The organism is Vibrio sp. 10N.247.311.12, assembly GCF_041467515.1.
Classification (GTDB): domain Bacteria; phylum Pseudomonadota; class Gammaproteobacteria; order Enterobacterales; family Vibrionaceae; genus Vibrio; species Vibrio crassostreae_C.
Window position 1 is genome coordinate 99,441 of the sequence record NZ_JBFSUV010000001.1, and the last position, 22,283, is coordinate 121,723.

Genomic DNA, 22,283 nt, shown 5'->3' on the forward strand with positions numbered 1-22,283 from the left:
TGAAAAGTTAGGCAAGATTTTGTTTCATAAAAAAAGAGGGCCGAAGCCCTCTTTTATATTTTATGCGAATCGGTTCATTCTTATAGAACGTGAACAGATGCCGTGTTTGTAGTACCAGAAGCTACTAGAGCACCAGAAACCATAACTACGATGTCGCCTTTGTTACCTAGGCCAGATTGTAGAGCGATTTCTTTACCGTTGATGTAGAACGCGTCTGTGTTCTCGATAGAGTCAACAAGAACTGGCTTAACACCTTTAGTAAGAACTAGCTGTGCAGCTGTCTTTTCGTTAGTTGTTAGAGCTAGGATGTTTGCAGTTGGGAAGTACTTACGTACTGAACGTGCAGATTTACCGCCTTCAGTTGCAACAACGATTAGAGGAGCAGCTAGCTTCTCTGCTGTGTCTACAGCGCCTTTACATACTGCTTCAGTGATGCGTAGACGTGGGCTGTCTAGACGAGAACCTAGCTCAGCTTTAAGAGCTGAATCAGTACGGTTCGCGATTTGAGCCATGATAGTAACAGCTTCAACTGGGTACTTACCTTTAGCAGTTTCACCAGAAAGCATTACTGCATCAGTACCATCCATGATTGCGTTCGCAACGTCACCCGCTTCAGCACGAGTTGGACGTGGGTTGCTGATCATAGAGTCAAGCATTTGAGTTGCAGTGATAACCATCTTACGTGCACGGTTACACTTCTCGATCATCATCTTCTGAGCGAAGATTACTTCTTCAGCTGGGATTTCAACACCTAGGTCACCACGAGCAACCATGATGCCGTCAGAAGCTTCAAGGATTGAATCGAAGTTATCTACACCTTCTTGGTTTTCAATCTTAGAAATGATGTGGATGTTCTCGCCGCCGTTAGCGTTTAGAAGCTCACGGATTTCTTTAACGTCTTCTTCTTTACGGATGAAAGAAGCAGCAACGAAATCTACGCCTTGCTCACAACCAAACTTAAGGTCAGCTTTGTCTTTCTCAGAAAGAGCAGGAAGTTGAACAGAAACGCCAGGAAGGTTAACACCTTTGTTTTCGCCTAGAGCACCGTTGTTAAGAACTTTACACTTAACTTCAGTTTCTGTTGTTGCGATAACTTCCATTTCGATTAGGCCGTCATCAACAAGGATAGTGTTACCTGCTGTTAGGTCTTTAGCGAAACCTAGGTAAGTTACTGCTACTACGTCTTTGTTACCAACAACTGTTGCGTCAGTTGTGAAAGTGAACTCTTGACCAGCTACTAGATCTACGTCGTTACCATCTTCAAGTTTGATAGTACGGATTTCTGGACCTTTAGTATCTAGAAGGATAGCAAGTTGCTCACCTTTGTTTTCCATTACTTTACGGAAGTTCGCGATACGAGTGCCGTGCTCTGCGAAATCACCGTGAGAGAAGTTAAGACGCATAACGTTCATGCCAGCATCTACTAGTTCAGTTAGCTTCTCTACAGATTCAGTTTTAGGGCCAATCGTACATACGATTTTGGTCTTTTTCATGGAAGGTACTCTCCGGTAAGTATTGTTACAATTTGAAATTTATTTAAGTTCTGAAGATTGGTCCGCTACATCAACATTTTGTGCCTGTTGTGTAAAAGCGCGGGACTTCCAATATGTCCTTCAGAGTTGTAAGTCTTTCATCAATTTTAGTCATTTTATGACTAAAAGATTTTGATTCAATATCGGTTTTCTGTGACTTACCCCACTATATAGGGGGTAAGTTGCAAAAAAATAACAGTCAGTTTTGTAATTTTTTTTCTTTTCGGGTGCGGATTCTACCACCTAATGAGTTCAATATCACTGCTTAACAATTGTCTTAGGACAAGGTTTTATCGCTATTTATTAATTTTTTGGATCAAAATAAATGGACTAAATAGTTTCGTTGTAACTATAATATGTTTCACATCGAAACTTAGTGGCCTTTTTTAAATGTCGAAACGAAACACCCAACTCAGAAGACATGCAATTTCTAACCTAGTGAATGAAAAAGGGGAGGTTAGTGTTGATGAATTATCCGCTAAGTTCGAAACCTCAGAAGTCACTATTAGAAAGGACTTGGCGTCTTTAGAGAAAAACGGTCAGCTTTTACGCCGTTATGGTGGTGCGATTTCGTTACCGAAAGAGGTTGTCAACGAAGAGCTGGGTCAACAAGTTTCGACTCGAAAGATTTCATTGGCAAAAGCCGCTGCAGATTTAATTCGCGACCATAACCGCATCGTGATCGATAGTGGCAGTACGACCGGTGCTCTAATTCAGCAGCTTAATGCTAAGCGTGGCTTGGTTGTTATGACCAACTCATTGCACGTTGCTAATGCGCTTAATGAGCTTGAAAGCGAGCCGACGTTATTAATGACTGGCGGCACTTGGGATACCCATTCGGACTCTTTCCAAGGCAAAGTTGCAGAGTCGGTACTTCGTGCTTACGATTTTGACCAACTATTTATTGGGGCTGATGGTATCGACCTCGATAGAGGCACAACCACGTTTAACGAACTGGTTGGCCTGAGCAAAGTAATGGCTGAAGTGTCACGAGAAGTGATCGTGATGGTTGAGTCGGAAAAGGTGGGACGAAAGATCCCGAACTTAGAGCTGGCATGGGAACACATTGACATCTTAATTACCGATACAGACTTAGGCGAAGAATCCAAAGCAAGTATCGAATCACATGATGTTCGAGTGATCCTGACCGATCCAGCGTAAAAACAAATTTAAGTATTATGCATTTACCTTCCTATAATTGATCTTAATGAAGATTTGGCCTTTGCTTGCTGCCAATAGGAATAAAACAAAATTGATGGAGTGAAACTATGTGTGGAATTGTTGGTGCAGTAGCACAGCGTGATGTAGCTGAAATTTTAGTAGAAGGCCTTCGTCGTCTAGAATACCGTGGCTACGATTCAGCTGGTGTCGCTGTCGTCGATACTGAATCTAACCTAACTCGTGTACGCCGCCTAGGTAAAGTACAAGAGCTAGCTGACGCAGTAGAAGAGCAACAAGTGATTGGTGGTACAGGTATCGCTCATACACGTTGGGCGACACACGGTGAGCCGTCTGAAGCGAACGCACACCCACACATGTCTGGTGATATTGCCGTTGTACACAATGGCATTATCGAAAACCACGAAGCACTGCGCGCTATGCTGCAAGAGCGTGGTTACGTATTTACTTCACAAACGGATACAGAAGTTATTGCTCACTTAGTTGAGTGGGAACTTCGCACTTCAGCTTCTTTGGTTGAAGCGCTACAGAAAACAGCAAAACAATTAGACGGTGCGTACGGCACGGTTGCGGTTGATCGTAAAGATCCTAGCCGTATCGTTGTAGCTCGTTCTGGTAGCCCGATCGTTATCGGTTTTGGTGTCGGCGAGAACTTCCTTGCTTCTGATCAACTGGCGCTACTGAGCGTAACTCGTCGCTTCATGTACCTAGAAGAAGGTGATGTTGCTGAGGTAACTCGTCGTGATGTTACGGTATTTGATGTAGCGGGTGAGCGTGTTGAGCGTGAAATCGTTGAGTCAAACGCTGAACACGACGCAGGCGACAAAGGTCAATACCGCCACTTCATGCAGAAAGAGATCTTCGAGCAGCCAACAGCGCTGATCAATACAATGGAAGGCCGTATCTCTGACACTTCGGTTATCACTAACGCGATCGGCGTTAAAGCTGAAGAGATCCTAAGCAAGGTTGAACACGTGCAGATCATCGCATGTGGTACGTCTTACAACTCAGGCATGGCAGCGCGTTACTGGTTTGAATCTCTAGCTGGCGTAAGCTGTGACGTAGAGATTGCTTCTGAATTCCGTTACCGTGATTTCGTTGTTCGTCCGAACAGCCTATTGGTGACTCTGTCTCAATCTGGTGAAACGGCGGATACGCTTGCTGCACTTCGTCTTGCAAAAGAGAAGGGTTATATGTCTGCAATGACTATCTGTAACGTTGCGGGTTCTTCACTGGTTCGTGAATCTGATTTTGCCTTCATGACTCGCGCAGGAACAGAGATCGGTGTTGCTTCTACTAAAGCTTTCACAACTCAACTAGCAGCGATGCTGATGATGGTAACGTCAATTGGTCGTCTACAAGGTCGTATCAATGAAGAAAAAGAAGCGGAAATCGTTCAAGCACTTCACCAACTGCCTGCTGATATCGAGAAAGCATTAGCGTTCGATAAAGAAATTGAAGCACTGGCACCTGATTTTGCTGATAAGCATCACACACTGTTCTTGGGTCGTGGTGAGTTCTACCCAATCGCGATGGAAGCGTCTCTTAAACTGAAAGAGATCTCTTACATCCACGCAGAAGCATACGCAGCTGGTGAGCTTAAGCACGGTCCTTTGGCTCTTATCGATGCAGATATGCCTGTAGTCGTTATTGCACCAAGCAACGACTTGCTAGAGAAGCTGAAATCGAACGTTGAAGAAGTGCGTGCTCGTGGCGGTCTACTTTACGTATTCGCTGATGAAGATGCGGGCTTTGAAAGCGATGAGAACATGAAGATCATCAAGATGCCTCACGTAAGTGAAGTAACAGCGCCTATCTACTACACAGTACCGATGCAGCTGCTGTCTTACCATGTCGCACTAATAAAAGGTACCGACGTTGACCAACCTCGTAACCTAGCGAAAGCGGTAACAGTTGAGTAATCGACAGCTTACCTAAGATATAGATAATAAGAAGCCCATCCTGTGATGGGCTTTTTTATGTCTGTTAGTTAACGATCAGTGTTAGAGCTAGCTGTAGCGTCATTAAGCGCTCAGTGCTTGCTCTAGGTCAGCCAAGATATCGTCAATGTGCTCGATACCTACTGATAGGCGAATCATCTCCGGTGATACACCGGCTTGTTTCTGTTCAGCTTCGCTTAGTTGACGGTGTGTCGTCGAAGCTGGGTGACAAGCGAGAGATTTCGCATCGCCAATGTTAACTAAGCGCTTGAAGATTTGCAGTGCATCATAGAAGCGAACACCGGCTTCATAACCGTCTTTTAAACCAAAAGATAGAATGGCCGATGGCTTACCTTGCATGTACTTTTCAGCGAGTGGATAGAATTCTGAATCAGGCAGGCCAGCGTAACTTACCCAACTGACTTTCTCGTGTTGCTTGAGGTATTCCGCTACTTTCAAGGCATTCTCTGTGTGTCGCTCCATGCGTAGCGACAACGTCTCCAAACCTTGCATCAACATGAAAGCATTCATTGGTGACAGTGCTGCACCTGTATTACGTAGGGGAACCGTTCTAGCACGACCAATAAACGCAGCCTCACCAAAGGCCTCGGTATAAACCACGCCATGATAAGAAGGCTCTGGCTGATTAAACACAGGGAAGCGGTCCTTGTGCTGTGCCCATGGGAATTTACCTGAGTCGACAATCACGCCACCTAACGTTGTACCGTGACCACCCACGTATTTAGTTAGTGAGTGCACCACGATGTCAGCACCAAAATCGATAGGTTTACACAGTACAGGCGTCGCCACCGTGTTATCAACAATCACAGGTACACCTTGTGCGTGAGCAAGTTCAGCAACACGCTCTAAGTCGATAATATTACCTGCTGGGTTACCGATACTTTCGCAGTAAACCGCCTTGGTTTTTTCGTCAATCAGTGCCGCTAAGCTTTCTGGTTTATCGTCTTTAGCAAAACGAACTTCGATCCCTTGGTTTGGCAGCATATGAGCAAATAGGGTGTAAGTACCACCGTAAAGCTGAGGTGTTGAAACAATGTTGTCACCGATTTGCGCCAACGTCTGAATCGCATAGTTGATCGCAGCACTGCCCGCACTTACCACTAAGCCTGCGATACCTCCTTCTAAGGCGGCCATGCGTTTTTCTAACACATCATTGGTTGGGTTCATTATGCGAGTGTAGATATTGCCTGGCACCGCAAGGTTGAAGAGGTCGGCGCCGTGTTGTGCGTCATCGAATTCGTACGCGACGGTTTGGTAGATTGGAGTGGCAACCGATTTGGTTGTTGGATCAGTGTCGTAACCGAAGTGAATCGAGAGTGTTTCGTCTTTCATGAGTCTTCCCTGAACTATTGAGCGATTTATGTACTCTCATATTGCCGATTTTTTTATAAAAGAAAAGTATGTTTAGTCACAGAGAGGCAATTGGAATTGTGTGCGGGACGATTCGTTTTTGGTTCGGAAGTGCAGGGTGTGATTGGTACTGAATCAGAAAAGCAAAAAGCCAGAGCAGCGTGAACTGTTCTGGCTTTTCTAATTTGGTGGCCCCTCCCAGATTTGAACTGGGGACCGAACGATTATGAGCCAAGCTTCAGCCCTGTAATCAACATAGTAACCCTGCCCCGAATCACTCTGAAATCCACCAGCAAAATCACATCACCTGATTATCCGCATGATTTCTCTGACGTCGACGACGAGGTTGATGGGGTTGATGGGGATGTCGGAGTTGGAAGGGTTAACAGGGTTACTGAGGTTGGTTCTGAAATAGATGATGAATCCGTTCGGCAACTCCCCTAACTCTATCAACCCTAGAATTGACTCAAAAGACCGGACTAGGACCGGACTAGGACCGGACCGACGACGCCGTCAACAAAACCTAGGGAGAGTAATTACTGAAGAAGTCAGGTAGAGCAAGGGCTAGAGAGAGATTACAGGGCCAGTCTAGAGAGACCGACCCAGCGACTTAGGATTTTAGGTGTGTAGTTGGGGTGATGAGGGGAGAGGCTTTATTTGATTTGCTCTATAGCTTCTAGCATTGGTGTAATCTGATATTTAGGAATTTTGATGATTTTCTTTTGTTGCCCATATACCTGAACTTCAAAGCCTTCTTTATTCTTTTTAACATAATCCAATGGCACAGAAATGCCAACCGTCTCGTATACCTGACAACCTAGAGAGCCACCACAGTTTCTAACGTCAGTGTCAATTCTAATAACTTCTCTATGTTCTCCATCATCGCTAATGGCTCTGTCGAAGTGGGCCCAGTCAAAAAGTGAAATCTCAGTATATATTTGAATTTCTGTAGGTTTTTTAGTAAGTGCACTATCACTCCAAGTTCGTAGCATCAGAGAGTCTTGATACTCCGTCGTGATTATTGCTGTTTTCGCAAATTTATCAATTTCAAACTTGGCCATGGCCTTATATGGTTTCACATTATCAAGACCATAAACAAACTTAAAATCGTTTGCTGTTACTTTTGTTTTATCTGATTTCTCAAACACACCACTATATTCTCCAGTGATCGAACTATAATTAACATGGCCACTAAACCAATAGGCGTGGCAAGAATCTGTAACAACCGCACTCTTTATATTTGACTCAAATTCGACGGGACTACCATCAACTGTCAGTACTTTTTTGTATGGGTTTTGCGAGGAAAACTCTTTTGGGGCTAGTACACCTGTGAATTTAAATTTCGCGCCGATAAGGGGAGCGTAAGCAGACTCTTTATATTTATAATTTGAAGAATCAGATGCCACGCTAAAATAAAGCTTGATGTATTTATCTTCCCCTGTATATGAAAATTCAGGGCCTTCAATTCTCGCATAAGCTTCTGCATTACAATTGCTTTCATCTATTTTTGTGAATGAGTTTGATGAACTAGATTGGGGGCTCGAATCAAAACTTAATTGTTCGTTTTCATTCTGCATTACGGTCCCAGTCGTCTGGCAAGCAGAGAGCAAGATTGTAGGTATTAAAATAAATAGGTTATTTTTCATTTACTTCCTCGTCTAAGTATTAAACTATATTCAACTACAAGCTTATCATAACCGTCATTCGTATGGATTAATTAATATTATCAAGGCACAAGAATGCAGACAACCAGACCTCTTCTGGTTGTCTCTAATGTTTAATTCTGACTCACATCTCCCACCAACTCTGCCACATTAGCACTAACCTCTCTCAACCTTGAGCTAGCCAAATGAGCATACCTAGTCGAAGTTTGAGGGCTCTGATGCCCCAATAAATGCTGAACATCATAGAGCGTAGCGTTACCGCTGTTTATGAGAATCGAAGCGAAAGAGTGTCTGAGGTCGTGTATGCGGAAATCATCGTAGATGCCAGCTGCTTTCTTAATTCGAGCGAATGCCTTCTTTGGATGTGCGATAGGTCTACCGGGTGCATCTCCGGCAAAGATATAGGGGTTCTTACGTATCTGAAATCGTCGTTGGTCATTTATCACCTCCTTAGCTAAATTATTTAGCAGAACTGTTCTCGATAAGCCCGATTTTGTGTGGGGTAGGAATAGGCTCCAATTGCCGTCGTCGTCGACGGTAAGACAGTCCCACTTAGAGTTAGTAATTTCACCAATTCTCATTCCGGTAAGCAGGGCGAATTTTAAGGCGTTGCCTTGAGTACGATTGGGTTCCTCGTTGCATGCCTTGATGAAAGATGAAACTTCTTTGCGGTTCAGGAATCTGTTTCTTAAATTATTCTCCTTAAGCTTCCTTATGTACTGCCCCGGATTCTTGTCCACGAATCCCCACTCCATCGCTAATCTGAACATTCTAAGGGCTAAGGAACGTAATCTATTCACTGTTGATGGTTTCCTTGTTTCTAGGACCCCATCGAGTAGCTTTTGAATGTCTTGTTGGCTGATATCGGTGATACTTTTCTTGCCCCATTTGGGGTAGAAATGAAGCTTTAAGTTACCAATATCATTCTTAGCAGTGAGTTTGTTCATTCGGGCATAGGGTAAGTAGTGTTCTTCCGCAAACTCGAAGAAGGTTAGTACATTGGATTTTTCATCCCTCATAGCCTTAGGGTCATTACCCAGAGCTATCTCTCGCTTGTGGTCATTAGCTATCTGCCTAGCGGTATTGATATCTAGCGCTGGATATTCGCCAATTTGTAACGATTTTTTTTTGCCAAAATAGGTGTACCTGAATAGGAATCTGCGTCTCCCTTGTCTGTTGATAATTATTTTCAGGCCGCTACAGAGCTCATCCGTATACTCTGTTTCTTTGCTTCGACTTGTCGACGGCGTCGGCGGTAATGAATCAAGTTGGCGTTTATTGAATTTGAATTTACGAGATTGCATCAGTCCCCCTTACTCATCAGAGATTGAGAAATGCTGGTGTAATTCAGTACGGAGTGTCTTAGGCATCAATAGGTAAATACCCTTGCCGTTATCCTCGACAATGCTTAGGGATATAGAAGCTCCGTAATCTAGTTCATCTTCGAATTCGATATAGGTTAGAGCTCGTTTCAGCAGTTCAATATCGTCGACAACGACAGCGCTTAGGTCAGTAATTGAAGTAAGGAACCAAAGTTCACATTGCAGTTCGTCCCATGCCTGCTGGGTTTCAGTTTCATCGTGGAATGGTTCGGTGAGTATGGCTTTGACTTGTTCTTGTAGGGTAGTAGTGATTGGAAGGGTTGAGAGGGTTTCTAAAGTTGCAACCTTGATCATATTAAACTCCATGATTATTGGTATCATGAAATTAATATGCTCTTGATTAATCGGTAGATACGGTAAATGGATATCATACGACCCTTTTTGATTTTTATACTTGCAGCTGTGATTAATGGGTGTAGCTCTAGTTCATTGATAACAGTGCCGTTGGATTCTTCCTTATTGAAAGAGGATGAAGCTACTATCATTATCTTCCATGAACAGGGAATGGTTGATGATTTCTCACTCTACATAGATCGCCAACCCGTTGGTCTTGTTACTTCAGAAAAGCCATTAAAGCTATCAGTGAAACCTGGCATTCATGAAGTGTACGGTGAAATACCACTACTCATACGCAGAGCTACTACCCAAGAATATAAATCAAACGAAATATACTACATGCGATTATGGGTTGATTTTGGAATGTGGGTTAGTTCTGTTAGGGTCGAGCCAACTTTCAAAAGAGAGGAGTATGAAGTGGAAAGTTATCACTAACTTATTTTTCAATGCCAATTAATTTAAGGGTGCCATATGTAGCATCCTTACTTTTTTTTACTAATCAATATCGTGATCATCTAGTACTTCTACTAATAATTGATAGCCCTTCAGTGATAAAGATTTATTATTGTAGAACGCGCTATCTATAAAAAATCTCACAGAACCTTTCCCTGTATATCCGAGTTCTATTAATTTATTACTTAATAAATCAGGATAACTTTGTTTGATTTGTTCAGCAATTTCTAAAGGGGCAAGAAGGTTATGATTTTTGATTATATTTCTTACTTGGAGATACAATCCAAGCATCGATCCAAATCTCATTGCCATGTGTAATTTGCGTTAATTTAATTGTCGCTGCGTAATGCTTACCTAACATAGCTGCGGTTGAAAAGGAGAAGCACAGTTGAGGTTCTTCGAGAGAAGCTTCTAAATGGATCTCTTGCGAAGAGTAATCATTTTCATCGAAAATGACTTTCTCATGCGTGATTGATGGGCTTTTTTGGGATACTCCTTCCCCCCAACCTTTGGGGATATTTCCGTCGACTAAAAAGCTATATCCATTTTCAGCTAAATAATCAGAATCACTTCCATCGCTCATCGAACATCCCCATACTATTCATCAATACTGTAAACCTATACATTACTCCTCTTCATATGCATTTCAACACCCAAAGTCACATATCTACCATCACCCCCACTAACCATCCTAAAATCCTAAGTCGCTGGGTCGGTCTCTCTAGACTGGCCCTGTAATCTCTCTCTAGCCCTTTCTCTACCTGACTTCTTCAGTAATTACTTTCCCTAGGTTTTGTTGACGGCGTCGTCGGTCCGGTCCTAGTCCGGTCTTTCGATTCAATTCTAGGGTAATTTAGTTTCTGATTTTGCCGTGACGGTGGCGGCGGTCAGATTCATTTCTCTAAGTTTTATCTTTTTCGTGACGGTGCTGACGGTGACGACATCGCTGACTGTAGCGACGGTGGTGACAACCTCGACGATGCTGACGGTAGATGTGATTCTAATTAGGTTTCTCTCTGGTTCTAGCCGTGGGGTTCTGGTGCTCTATTGGTATCGGATTCGCTCTGTAGTTGATTCTCGCGTTGGCATCCCCGATTCCAGTATGAATACCAGTCCTTGCTCTTTCGTCTGATTCTAGTGGCTAGAGTGCTGAGGCCATTACGTTGGTGTTCTTAGCTTACGATGGAAGCGACCAATTACCGTCCATGGCAATTGGTCTTGATTCAATCCTATCTGTTCCCGTAGTGGCTTCTCTGTTGTTCTGGAATCACTGGTGGGTACTTCTCTGGCTCTTAGGTCTCTAACTCATCTATATATTATTAACTTGAGCTAAAGGGAACGGATGTTGGTTATATTATTGTTAGGGTAGTCGGTGAGTTTTTCTGGGGTGTTGAGTGGTATGTCATTGCTCAGGGTGTTGGGCGTACAGACTAGAGTGGGTGTTGTTCGCGAGTAACGAATGGGATTGGTAAATGTAAGTGTGGGGGAACAACGTGGAATCTTTCAGTGGAGCTAATGGAATCGTGCTTACAGGAAGTAATTGAAGACCGGATATGGAAAGGACTAGAAAAGATAAAGGCCCATGAATTTCTTCATGAGCCTTATCGGAATTTGGTGGCCCCTCCCAGATTTGAACTGGGGACCGAACGATTATGAGTCGTGCGCTCTAACCACTGAGCTAAGGGGCCGTAGGGCATAGATTATAGGGGAAGCATTCAGTGGTGTCTAGACACTATAAGGGGCAATTCCGCTTACATCTTAGCCACTTAAATCACACGGATAAAAAAAAGGTGAGCCAACGCTCACCTTTTCTTATTTATGCTTAAAAGCTAACCGCACTAAAGTGTGTGATTACTCGTCTAGGAAGCTACGCAGAGTTTCTGAGCGGCTTGGGTGACGAAGTTTACGCAGTGCTTTTGCTTCGATCTGACGGATACGTTCACGAGTTACGTCGAACTGCTTGCCCACTTCTTCAAGAGTGTGGTCAGTGTTCATGTCGATACCGAAACGCATACGCAGTACTTTAGCTTCACGAGGAGTTAGGCCAGCAAGAACGTCTTTAGTTGCACCGCGTAGGCTTGTTGCCGTTGCAGAGTCTAAAGGTAGTTCTAGCGTTGTATCCTCGATGAAATCACCTAGGTGCGAATCTTCGTCGTCACCGATTGGTGTCTCCATTGAGATTGGCTCTTTAGCGATTTTCAGTACTTTACGGATCTTGTCTTCAGGCATTTGCATGCGTTCAGCTAGCTCTTCCGGAAGTGGTTCACGACCCATCTCTTGTAGCATTTGACGAGAGATACGGTTTAGTTTGTTGATCGTTTCGATCATGTGAACCGGAATACGGATAGTACGAGCTTGGTCGGCAATCGAACGAGTGATTGCTTGACGGATCCACCAAGTAGCGTAAGTAGAGAACTTATAACCACGACGGTATTCAAACTTATCTACCGCTTTCATCAGACCGATGTTACCTTCTTGGATTAGATCCAGGAATTGTAGACCACGGTTTGTGTACTTCTTAGCAATCGAGATTACTAGACGTAAGTTCGCTTCAACCATCTCTTTCTTCGCACGACGAGCTTTCGCTTCACCGATAGACATACGACGGCTGATATCTTTGATGCTTTGAACAGTAAGAGACGTTTCACGTTCGATCATATCCAGTTTTTGGATAGAGCGACGGATGTCGTGCTCGTTACGTTTGATCTTTTCTGCGTATGGCTTGTCTGAAGCAAGAACTTCATCCAACCATGCTTCGCTAGATTCGTTACCAGTAAATAGAGCAATGAAAGATTTCTTCGGCATTTTGCCGTACTCAACCGTTTGACGCATGATTAGGCGTTCTTGAGTACGTACGCGATCCATAGAGTTACGCAGTTCGTTTACTAGGTAATCAAACTGTTTTGGTGTTAGACGGAACTCTTTGAATACGTCTTGCATCATTGTCGTTGCAAGCGTTGCTTTCGGGCTTTCATGGCCGTACTCGTTGATCGCTAGCTGACGGTTCTGGTAGCTAGTACGAAGCGCTGTGAACTTCTCAAGAGCAAGCTCAGGATCGATACCTGTATCTTCTTCTTCCTCTTCCTCGTCGTCTTCAGCGTCTTCTTTGTCTTCGTCTTCCAGATCAGTTTCAGCAAGTTCTGAACCGATGTGAGTCGCCGTTGGCGCAGCTGTGCCATCGTCGTCTGGGTCAACAAAGCCATTGATTAGGTCTGTTAAGCGAATCTCTTCTGCTTGTACGCGGTCAAACTGTTCCAAGATGTATGGAATAGTGCCTGGGTACTCAGCAACCGATAGTTGAACTGTATTGATACCATCTTCAATACGTTTCGCAATGTCGATTTCGCCTTCACGAGTCAGTAGTTCAACCGTACCCATTTCACGCATGTACATACGAACTGGGTCAGTAGTACGGCCAATCTCGCTTTCTACGCTTGAAAGCGCAGCAGCTGCAGCTTCGGCTGCATCTTCATCTATATTGGCATCGTCATCATTAAGTGCTAGATCATCAGCATCAGGTGCAGTTTCAACTACCTTGATACCCATGTCGTTGATCATTTGAATGATGTCTTCTACCTGTTCAGAATCCACGATTTCTGCAGGTAGGTGGTCGTTTACTTCGGCGTAGGTCAGATAGCCTTGTTCCTTGCCTTTAATAACAAGTAATTTAAGCTGTGACTGCGGATTTTGATCCATAGATGATATCCAACTTCAGGTCTGGTGAAGGACGTTGCATTCTCAAATGCAAACCAATTATGTTAACAAATTTATTAAATGCTGACTAATCAAACAGGGTTACGCTTTTAGATCTAGCATTAAAGCTAGTAGCTCCCTTTTTTCTTCGGCTGATAAACCGACGCTTCTTGCTTTGGCCTGCAGGTTTTCAATTTGTTTTTCAACGCACTGGGCAAGTATGTTGTCCAATGAGTCTAAAAATATGTCTTCTTGATTGTCTTCGTCGAGGGGGATTTCCCAGCTCGCGAGACGAGACAGAAGAGCCTCATGTTTATTGTGTCGCCAATGCTCTAATAATTGGCCTGTGTTGATATGGGGATGCGCGTGGCATTTATCAAGTACTTCGACGAATAAACTTAGCCCAGGCAATTGTAAGCCTTTGACACTTGATAAATCCGGTACCATATCAGCATAGCTCGGATTTTGGATAAGCAAAGCGATAACTTCACGCATTGGAGTGCGTTTCAGCTCTTTATGCGGTTGAGGTGTCGGGTTCTGTGTATGAACACGCGCACGTCGCAATTGATTATCAAATCCAGTTCGCTCATCGAGCAGTTTTTCGAGTAATTCTTGGAAGTAACTGTCTGGAATTTTGTTAATCAAGGCGCTGGCGTGTGCACGCAGTGCCGATTTTCCTTCGGTTGTTCCCAAGTTTAACTTGTGTATTTCAATCAGGTTATCGAACAAATAGGTCGAAAGCGGCGTCGCATTGTGGACCAGTTGTTCAAAAGCGGCTTTGCCATGCTCTCTAATATAGCTGTCTGGGTCTTCACCGTCGGGCAAGAACAGAAACTTAAGCGTGTTACCGGTTTTCAGGTACTCAAGTGCGTTTTCTAGTGCGCGCCATGCGGCCTCTTTACCTGCTCGGTCACCATCGTAACAACAAACCACAGTGCTGGTTTGACGGAACAACATTTGAACATGGTCGCCGGTTGTCGAGGTGCCCAGTGATGCTACTGAGTAATCGACACCATATTGCGCGAGTGCCACGACATCCATGTAACCTTCAACCACAAGTATTTGCGGCGGTTCACGGTAGGCTTGCAGCACTTCATAAAGGCCGTAAAGCTCTTTACCTTTATGGAAGATAGGCGTTTCTGGTGAGTTGAGGTATTTTGGTGTGCCGTCTTCTAATACACGACCACCAAAACCAATCACACGGCCACGACGATCGCGAATCGGGAACATTACGCGTCCACGGAATCGGTCGTATCGGTTACCTTTATCGTTCTCAATTAGCATGCCGCCAGTCACGAGCATGTCTTGGGCTTCTTTCTGTTGGCCAAAGTTCTTACGAACTAAGTCCCACTCATCGGCTACATAACCAATACCAAACTTCTGGACAATCTCGCCAGAAAGGCCACGATTCTTTAGGTAATCAATCGCAGGTTTGTTGGCTGAAATTTTCAGTTGAGAGCGGTAAAAATTACTGATGCCGCCCATCAAATCGTAGAGGTTACGTTTTTGTTCGCTGTTGGCTCTTGGTGCTGTTGATATCTCGCCGCTGCGCTGTTCTCTGGGAACATCGAGCCCTAAGAAAGAGGCTAGCTCTTCAATAGCTTCAACAAAATCGAGACGTTCGAACTCCATAATGAAGTCGATAGCATTACCGTGTACGCCACAACCAAAGCAGTGATAAAACTGTTTTTCTTGGCTTACGCTAAAAGAAGGGGTCTTTTCGTTGTGGAATGGGCAACAAGCACCATAGTTTTTGCCTTTTTTCTTAAGTTTCACGCGTGCGTCCACAATGTCGACAATGTCGAGACGCGCTAGGAGATCATCGATGAAACTACGCGGGATGTGTCCTGCCATAAAACCTTAGAAAAATGCACTAACTGAGAGTGTGGATAATAATAGTTTGAATAGGTTACAGATACAAACAAGCCGTGCGTTCCGAAGGATTGCACGGCTTGTTGCAATTTGATTTGGGATTAAGCGAGTTTAGAACGAACTAAACCACTAACTTTCCCCATATCTGCACGCCCTTGAATTTGTGGTTTCAAGATAGCCATTACTTTACCCATGTCTTGCATGCCCGCTGGTTGAGCTTCGGCGATTGCGCTATCAAGTAGTGCAATAACTTCTTCATCAGTTAGCGGTTGAGGCATAAAGCCTTCAAGTACCGTAATTTCTGCTTTTTCCACGTCAGCAAGATCTTGACGATTTGCTGATTCATATTGAGCAACAGAATCGCGACGTTGCTTAACCATTTTAACTAATACAGCAAGAATGTCGTCGTCGTTCAGAGTGATCCGTTCGTCAACTTCACGTTGCTTAATTGCTGAAAGAGCTAAGCGGATAGTGCCAAGGCGCGGTTTGTCCTTGGCTTTCATCGCTAATTTTTGCTCTTCTTTGAGTTGTTCAATAAGAGCCATAACTCAGTCCTTATGGATTAAGTTATTAGTACAGGCGAACGCGACGTGCGTTTTCGCGAGCTAGCTTCTTAGCGTGACGCTTTTGAGCTGCTGCTTTAGCGCGTTTGCGAACTGTAGTTGGCTTTTCGTAGTGCTCGCGACGGCGAACTTCAGAAAGGATACCTGCTTTTTCACAAGAGCGCTTGAAACGACGTAGTGCAACGTCGAACGGTTCGTTTTCACGTACTTTAACTATTGGCATATGCCTTTCACCTCAGGGGTTATTCATTATCGCTGGCTACTCAGTACCAAATCAGAGAAGTTACCCATCGAGCTAACTCTCTATTCGCGTTTGGCCATTAACCAGCTTGATCAAAAATGGTGCGGAATTTTAATCCGATCACAGTGGCTTTGTAAAGCACTTTGTCGATTATAGTCTGTACAATATTTGTTTGAAGAGCTTAGGCAGGGTAATATTGCGCTAATTTCCCATTTTAGACGAAAGCGTGCCGAGAAAATTATGCGCATTATTGGTATTGAAACCTCTTGTGATGAAACAGGAATCGCGATTTATGATGATGAGCAAGGGCTGCTTTCTCATCAATTATATAGCCAAGTAAAGCTGCACGCCGATTACGGTGGTGTGGTACCTGAGCTAGCTTCACGTGACCACGTGAAAAAAACAATTCCTCTTATTAAAGCGGCATTAGCTGAAGCGAACCTAACGTCGAAAGACATTGATGGTGTGGCTTACACGGCTGGCCCTGGTTTAGTGGGTGCACTGCTGGTTGGTGCAACGATTGGTCGCAGTATTGCTTATGCGTGGGGAGTGCCTGCAGTGCCTGTTCACCATATGGAAGGTCACCTTCTTGCGCCAATGCTAGAAGATAACCCACCACCATTCCCATTTGTGGCTCTGCTGGTTTCTGGCGGCCATACCATGATGGTAGAAGTGAAAGGTATTGGTGAATACCGAATCCTTGGTGAATCGATTGATGATGCGGCGGGTGAAGCGTTTGATAAAACCGCGAAACTGATGGGCTTAGATTACCCTGGTGGTCCACTGCTATCTCGTTTGGCGGAAAAAGGCACTCCGGGTCGTTTTAAGTTCCCGCGTCCAATGACCGATCGTCCGGGTTTAGATATGAGCTTTTCTGGTCTGAAGACGTTCGCAGCGAATACCATTCGTGATAACGATAATGATGACCAAACTCGTGCTGATATTTCTTACGCGTTTCAAGAAGCCGTTTGTGCAACCTTAGTAATCAAGTGCAAGCGTGCCTTGGTTGAAACGGGCATGAAACGTATAGTTATTGCTGGCGGTGTAAGTGCCAACAAACAACTGCGCGTTGAGCTTGAGGCGCTTGCTAAGAAAGTCGGTGGTGAGGTGTACTACCCACGCACTGAGTTCTGTACAGATAACGGTGCGATGATCGCTTATGCGGGCATGCAGCGCCTAAAGAATGGCGAAACGGCTGATTTGTCTGTTCATGCCACACCGCGTTGGCCTATTGACCAGCTAGAGCCAATTGCGTAATTGACTATAGTGTTTCGATAAACGGTCGCCTTGTGCGGCCGTTTTTATATCCTAGCTTACCGACTGTATGTCGATAAATAATTGCTGATAGAGATTAGGGAAGAAAATGAACAAGTTCACAGTAGACAATCAATCGATGGCGTACCTAGATGAAGGTCAAGGCCCTGTTGTTGTACTCGGCCACAGTTATCTTTGGGATAGTGCAATGTGGAAGCCACAGATCGAAGCGTTAAAAACTCAGTATCGCTGTATTGTTCCAGAGCTTTGGTCTCATGGTGAATCTCAAGCAGCACCCACTTCGATGCGTAACTTGAAAGATTACGCTCAGCACGTTTTGGCTCTGCTTGATCATTTAGAGATCGAAGAATTCTCAGTGGTTGGCTTATCGGTTGGCGGTATGTGGGGGACTGAGTTAGCGGAACTTGCACCTGCACGTATTAAGTCTTTGGTTCTAATGGATACTTTTGTGGGTTTAGAACCAGAAGTTGCTCACGCAAAGTACTTCAGCATATTAGATACCATCACTCAAACCAAGACGGTTCCTCAGCCAATTGTTGAAGCGGTTGTTCCACTGTTCTTCGCTAATGATACGCAAACCAACACGCCAGCTTTAGTTGAAGGTTTTACTCAGCAGTTATCAGCTCTTGAGGGCGACAACGCTGAAGAAGTGGCACGAATTGGTCGAATGGTGTTTGGACGTCGCGATATGATTGAATCGGTAGAGAACTTTGCTCTGCCTGTTTTGATTGCTGTAGGACAAGAAGATAAACCACGTCCGGTACTTGAGTCATACCTAATGCACGATTGCATTACGGGCAGTGAATTAGTGGTGATTCCTGGCGCAGGTCATATTAGCTCGTTAGAGCAACCAGAGTTTGTGAACACAATGCTGAAGACGTTTTTAGATAAACATCTGCTATAAGCTTTAAATACTGAATATTATGGTTCGGCTTAGACGTGACAGTTTAAGCCGATTTTTTTTGTCCGAGTTTTGGTTCGCTGCCATCGAGTAGGCGGCGGATATTCTGGTGGTGACGTAACACGATCAAACAGCACAGCATGGCTACTGGCAATGTGTATTGAGGTTTGACTAACCAAGCGTAGAAAGGGGCAAGTAGCACAGTAACCAGTGCCGCTAAAGAAGAGTAACGAAACAAAAACGCGACCACTAACCAAGTCGCCATGATCATTCCGGTTAGATCGAATCCTATTGGGGCGATAGCGCCAAGTGCGGTTGCCACGCCTTTACCACCTTTGAAGTGGAAGAAGATCGGATACATATGGCCAAGACACGCCGCAATTGCCACAACCCCAAGAATGATTGGGTCGATCTTGAGGTAGTAGCCAAGCCAGACAGGGATAGTGCCTTTCAGCATGTCACACAAAAGGACGGCAGCTGCTGCGCCTTTACCGCCAACACGCAGGACATTGGTTGCTCCTGGGTTGTTAGAACCTACTGTTCGAGGATCTGGGAGCCTCAAAACTCGGCATATCAAGACCGCACTAGAGATTGAACCTAGTAAGTAGGCAGCAATGATCATGATAAGTGCCAATGGGGTCATGTCTGTCCTTTAACGGTTATACGCCTAACGATGGGAAAATAATGCTCAATCCAAGAGTAATTGATATCATATCTCGAATTACGCAAATAATACGTTTTTTTCCCCAATTTGGGTATCCGACCTCTAAAAGGACAAGTCATGGCACTGGATAAAGTTTTCATTGAGCAGCTAGAAGTAATTACAACGATCGGTGTTTACGATTGGGAGCAAGAGATCAAACAGAAACTGGTGCTTGATATTGAAATGGCTCATGACAACCGCCCAGCAGGCAAGAGTGATGATGTGGTTGATGCTTTGGATTATTCGAAAGTGAGCACTGCAGTACTTGAGCACATTGCAAATGGCCGTTTTCTACTCGTAGAACGTGTTGCTGAAGAAGTCGCAGAGCTTATTATGACTCAGTTCTCTGTGCCGTGGATTAAAATCCGATTGGCTAAACCTGGCGCAGTGCCACAAGCAAAAGCCGTTGGTGTGATCATCGAACGAGGTCAAGCATGACAGTAGCCTATGTTGGTGTTGGCACGAACATAGACCGCGACAAGCATGCAAGGGTGGCATGGACAGAGCTTCAATCGTTAGGGACTAACCTTAAATGCTCTAAAATCTATCACTGTGAGCCCGTCGGTTTTAATAGCCATCCGTTTTATAACTTTGTGATAGAGCTCGACACGTCACTCTCATTGACTGAATTTTCACAGCAGCTGCGTAAAATTGAGTTTAAATGGGGTCGCTCTCAAGATGCGCACAAACTACAAGATCGAAAACTCGATCTTGATATTGTGCTGTTTGGAGAGGAGGTTTCTGAGTGTGAACCAGAATTACCACGCAGTGATATCTACAAATATCCTTTTGTAACACAGCCGCTTTATGATCTTTGTCCTGCGCGAGTGATCCCGCAAGACGGAAGAACCGTCAGTGAAATATGGCAGAAGATGCAGCAATTAGACTCGCTCTCTGTCGTAGATATAAAACTATAATTTTTAAGGTAAGTAATGAGTTATTTTGAAGCGTTTATATTGGCGTTGGTGCAAGGCTTTACAGAGTTTTTACCTATTTCCAGTTCTGCACACCTAATCCTTCCTTCAGCTGTTTTAGGCTGGGAAGATCAAGGTTTGGCCTTTGATGTCGCTGTCCACGTTGGTACTTTGGCAGCTGTTGTTATCTATTTCCGTAAAGAAGTGGTCTCTCTGTTGAGCGCATTCTTTGGTTCAGTGTTTAAAGGCGATCGTAGTAAAGAAGCGAAGTTAGCGTGGATGATCATTCTCGCGACGATTCCTGCGTGTATCTTTGGCTTGTTGATGAAAGATATTGTTGAGCTTTACTTACGCAGTGCGTGGGTGATCGCGACGACAACGATTATCTTTGGTCTATTGCTATGGTGGGTGGACAAGAACTCAAGCCTGCGCGATGACGAATACCAAGCGGGTTGGAAAAAGGCGCTGTTTATTGGTCTTGCTCAAGCAATGGCGATCATTCCGGGCACGTCTCGTTCTGGCGCAACCATTACCGCGGCGCTTTACCTTGGTTTCACACGTGAAGCAGCGGCTCGATTCTCTTTCTTGATGTCTATCCCAATCATCACTCTGGCTGGTGGTTATTTAGGTCTTAAGTTGGTGACTAGCGGTGACCCAATCCATGTTGGCACTTTGCTAACGGGCGTTGCGGTGTCTTTCATCAGTGCTTACATCTGTATTCACTTCTTCTTGAAGCTTATTTCACGCATGGGTATGACACCATTTGTTATCTACCGCCTAATTCTAGGTTGTGGTCTGTTTGCTTTCTTAATGATGCAATAACAGACGCTGATAACAGTCTCGTCGTATAAAGATTGAAATAAAAAGCCCGCTGACTCGCGGGCTTTTTAATGCGTGCTTACTAATGGAGTGAAGACTAAGTATCAGTGAGCTCTGATAATGCGTTTTCAATGGCTGCAGCTCTGCGTTTCTCTTGCTCTTCTCGAATCTCTTTACCTTGAAAACCATCGGCAATAATCGATTTAACCTCGACTTGAAGCGCCGCTTGGTAAGCCACTTCAAAACGCGCTTTCTGAGGATAAGGCTGATCTTCTAATCCTTTACGACCTGCGTGATCAGCTTGGCAGCAAAGTAATATGTTATCTAGCCTATCTGGTTTACGCCAAACATCGAACTTATTGAGAATTTTGAGGAAAGTGGTTGGTTTGAGCTCACTTGCTCGATGGATATTAGAGTGTTGCTCGCATACCAGCAGTGCTAAATCTCTAAACTCATTGGGCACTCGTACTCTTTGGCAAAGCCTTTTAATGATCTTTAAACCAGTGTGACAATGCATTTTATGGCTTGGCCATTCAGCTTGTGGTGTGACGCCTTTACCTAAGTCATGCACTTGAGCTGCAAACCGTACCGGTAGCGATGGACTTAATAGTGCAGCTTGCTGAGCAACCATCAGGGTGTGAATACCCGTGTCGATTTCAGGGTGCCATTTTTCAGGTTGCGGGACGCCAAATAGAGCGTCAATCTCAGGTAATACAACTGCCAATGCACCACACTCTTTCAATACAGAGAGGAACACTTCAGGGTGCGGCGTACTAAGAGACTTATGCCACTCTTGCCAAACTCGTTCTGCAGTGAGGTGTGCCAGCTCACCGGATTGGACGATCTCACTCATCATATCCATGGTTTCCGGTGCAACCGTGAAGTTAAGATGGTGAAGCTTGGCGGCGAAGCGAGCCACACGCAGTACACGAAGAGGGTCTTCAACAAAAGCGTCTGAAACGTGTCTTAAGATACGATCCGAGAGATCTTTCTGGCCATGATAAGGATCGTGAAGTTGGCCTTTATCATCTTGAGCTATAGCGTTGATGGTCAGATCTCGACGCATCAGGTCTTCTTCCAAACTCACGTCTGGCGCGAAGTAACATTCGAAGCCTGTGTAACCAGAGCCTGATTTTCTCTCAGTGCGAGCCAGTGCGTGCTCTTCTTTGGTTTTTGGGTGCAAGAATACCGGGAAATCTTTTCCCACAGCAGTAAAGCCAAGGTTTTCCATCTCTTGAGGGGTACTCCCTACCACGACCCAATCTCTATCATAACTATCAATATTGAGCAGCTTATCGCGCACTGCTCCACCGACTAGATAGCGTTGTAGCCCGTTGTCTTTTGGTAGGCTATCGTATATTTGCAACTTATCACCTCGAAATGTTTTATCACTGCTGGACTTTACTGCAAGCAATGGTACTTTCCATTAATCGTAATTATAGGGC

At 44.5% G+C, this 22,283-nt stretch carries 20 protein-coding genes and 1 tRNA gene; 8 read left to right on the plus strand and 13 right to left on the minus strand.

Features of this window, described 5'->3' with window-relative positions; genetic code table 11:
• Nucleotides 1–80 precede the first annotated feature (80 nt).
• Nucleotides 81–1,493, minus strand: a complete 1,413-nt coding sequence (gene pykF, locus AB6E30_RS00385; RefSeq protein ID WP_017061403.1) for a pyruvate kinase PykF — start codon at nt 1,491–1,493, stop codon at nt 81–83.
• Nucleotides 1,494–1,922: 429 nt separating this feature from the next.
• Between pykF and AB6E30_RS00390 the strand changes: the two genes are divergently transcribed.
• Together AB6E30_RS00390 and glmS are read left to right on the plus strand one after the other, a co-directional pair.
• On the plus strand, nt 1,923–2,693 hold the full coding sequence (locus AB6E30_RS00390; RefSeq protein ID WP_017061404.1) for a DeoR/GlpR family DNA-binding transcription regulator: 771 nt from the start codon (nt 1,923–1,925) through the stop codon (nt 2,691–2,693).
• A gap of 107 nt (nt 2,694–2,800) precedes the next feature.
• The gene (glmS, locus tag AB6E30_RS00395; protein ID WP_017061405.1) at nt 2,801–4,633 is read left to right on the plus strand and encodes a glutamine--fructose-6-phosphate transaminase (isomerizing); all 1,833 of its coding nucleotides are present in this window, start codon (nt 2,801–2,803) and stop codon (nt 4,631–4,633) included.
• Nucleotides 4,634–4,735: 102 nt separating this feature from the next.
• Here the strand turns inward: glmS and AB6E30_RS00400 are convergent, their stop codons facing one another.
• From AB6E30_RS00400 to AB6E30_RS00415, 4 genes are all read right to left on the minus strand, one after another.
• On the minus strand, nt 4,736–6,004 hold the full coding sequence (locus tag AB6E30_RS00400; RefSeq protein WP_017061406.1) for an O-acetylhomoserine aminocarboxypropyltransferase/cysteine synthase family protein: 1,269 nt from the start codon (nt 6,002–6,004) through the stop codon (nt 4,736–4,738).
• Between the two features lie 671 nt (nt 6,005–6,675).
• Nucleotides 6,676–7,668, minus strand: a complete 993-nt coding sequence (locus AB6E30_RS00405; protein ID WP_372102375.1) for a hypothetical protein — start codon at nt 7,666–7,668, stop codon at nt 6,676–6,678.
• Between the two features lie 131 nt (nt 7,669–7,799).
• Complete coding sequence (locus AB6E30_RS00410; RefSeq protein ID WP_372102377.1) at nt 7,800–8,990, minus strand: tyrosine-type recombinase/integrase; 1,191 nt, start codon at nt 8,988–8,990, stop codon at nt 7,800–7,802.
• A 9-nt stretch (nt 8,991–8,999) separates the two neighbouring features.
• Nucleotides 9,000–9,362 carry a hypothetical protein gene (locus tag AB6E30_RS00415; protein ID WP_372058129.1) on the minus strand — a complete coding sequence of 121 codons (363 nt, stop codon included), beginning with the start codon at nt 9,360–9,362 and terminating at the stop codon, nt 9,000–9,002.
• 66 nt (nt 9,363–9,428) lie between these two features.
• On the opposite strand from AB6E30_RS00415, the gene AB6E30_RS00420 reads away from it, so the two are divergent.
• Nucleotides 9,429–9,839: a hypothetical protein gene (locus AB6E30_RS00420; protein ID WP_372058130.1), complete on the plus strand. Its 411-nt coding sequence runs from the start codon at nt 9,429–9,431 to the stop codon at nt 9,837–9,839.
• Nucleotides 9,840–10,101: 262 nt separating this feature from the next.
• Here AB6E30_RS00420 and AB6E30_RS00425 read toward each other — a convergent pair whose 3' ends face one another.
• The 6 genes from AB6E30_RS00425 to rpsU form a co-directional block, all read right to left on the minus strand.
• Nucleotides 10,102–10,440, minus strand: a complete 339-nt coding sequence (locus tag AB6E30_RS00425; protein ID WP_372058888.1) for a hypothetical protein — start codon at nt 10,438–10,440, stop codon at nt 10,102–10,104.
• A gap of 1,029 nt (nt 10,441–11,469) precedes the next feature.
• A tRNA-Ile gene (locus AB6E30_RS00430) sits at nt 11,470–11,545 on the minus strand.
• 163 nt (nt 11,546–11,708) lie between these two features.
• Entirely contained in the window at nt 11,709–13,553 is a 1,845-nt protein-coding gene (rpoD, locus tag AB6E30_RS00435) for an RNA polymerase sigma factor RpoD (protein WP_017061407.1), read from the minus strand.
• Between the two features lie 99 nt (nt 13,554–13,652).
• Complete coding sequence (gene dnaG, locus AB6E30_RS00440) at nt 13,653–15,404, minus strand: DNA primase (RefSeq protein WP_017069474.1); 1,752 nt, start codon at nt 15,402–15,404, stop codon at nt 13,653–13,655.
• 119 nt (nt 15,405–15,523) lie between these two features.
• Nucleotides 15,524–15,967, minus strand: a complete 444-nt coding sequence (locus AB6E30_RS00445) for a GatB/YqeY domain-containing protein (protein WP_017069475.1) — start codon at nt 15,965–15,967, stop codon at nt 15,524–15,526.
• Nucleotides 15,968–15,992: 25 nt separating this feature from the next.
• Nucleotides 15,993–16,208, minus strand: a complete 216-nt coding sequence (gene rpsU, locus AB6E30_RS00450) for a 30S ribosomal protein S21 (RefSeq protein WP_004396009.1) — start codon at nt 16,206–16,208, stop codon at nt 15,993–15,995.
• Between the two features lie 258 nt (nt 16,209–16,466).
• Here rpsU and tsaD point away from each other — a divergent pair, with 258 nt between their 5' ends.
• On the plus strand, nt 16,467–17,483 hold the full coding sequence (gene tsaD / locus AB6E30_RS00455; RefSeq protein ID WP_372102379.1) for a tRNA (adenosine(37)-N6)-threonylcarbamoyltransferase complex transferase subunit TsaD: 1,017 nt from the start codon (nt 16,467–16,469) through the stop codon (nt 17,481–17,483).
• Nucleotides 17,484–17,589: 106 nt separating this feature from the next.
• Nucleotides 17,590–18,405 (plus strand): alpha/beta fold hydrolase, encoded by an 816-nt coding sequence (locus AB6E30_RS00460; RefSeq protein ID WP_372102381.1) that lies wholly within the window; start codon nt 17,590–17,592, stop codon nt 18,403–18,405.
• Nucleotides 18,406–18,448: 43 nt separating this feature from the next.
• Here AB6E30_RS00460 and plsY read toward each other — a convergent pair whose 3' ends face one another.
• The gene (gene plsY / locus AB6E30_RS00465; RefSeq protein WP_009847793.1) at nt 18,449–19,045 is read right to left on the minus strand and encodes a glycerol-3-phosphate 1-O-acyltransferase PlsY; all 597 of its coding nucleotides are present in this window, start codon (nt 19,043–19,045) and stop codon (nt 18,449–18,451) included.
• A gap of 138 nt (nt 19,046–19,183) precedes the next feature.
• Here plsY and folB point away from each other — a divergent pair, with 138 nt between their 5' ends.
• Genes folB through AB6E30_RS00480 form a run of 3 tightly spaced genes read left to right on the plus strand, consistent with a single transcriptional unit; the run spans nt 19,184 to nt 20,841 of the window.
• Nucleotides 19,184–19,543, plus strand: a complete 360-nt coding sequence (gene folB, locus AB6E30_RS00470) for a dihydroneopterin aldolase (RefSeq protein ID WP_017061412.1) — start codon at nt 19,184–19,186, stop codon at nt 19,541–19,543.
• Entirely contained in the window at nt 19,540–20,022 is a 483-nt protein-coding gene (folK, locus tag AB6E30_RS00475; protein ID WP_017062921.1) for a 2-amino-4-hydroxy-6-hydroxymethyldihydropteridine diphosphokinase, read from the plus strand. The genes folB and folK overlap by 4 nt, the downstream gene beginning before the upstream one ends.
• Before the next feature lie 15 nt (nt 20,023–20,037).
• Nucleotides 20,038–20,841, plus strand: coding sequence for an undecaprenyl-diphosphate phosphatase (locus AB6E30_RS00480; RefSeq protein ID WP_010434624.1), 804 nt, complete (start codon nt 20,038–20,040; stop codon nt 20,839–20,841).
• A gap of 94 nt (nt 20,842–20,935) precedes the next feature.
• Here the strand turns inward: AB6E30_RS00480 and AB6E30_RS00485 are convergent, their stop codons facing one another.
• The gene (locus tag AB6E30_RS00485; RefSeq protein ID WP_372102383.1) at nt 20,936–22,252 is read right to left on the minus strand and encodes a multifunctional CCA addition/repair protein; all 1,317 of its coding nucleotides are present in this window, start codon (nt 22,250–22,252) and stop codon (nt 20,936–20,938) included.
• Nucleotides 22,253–22,283 lie beyond the last annotated feature (31 nt).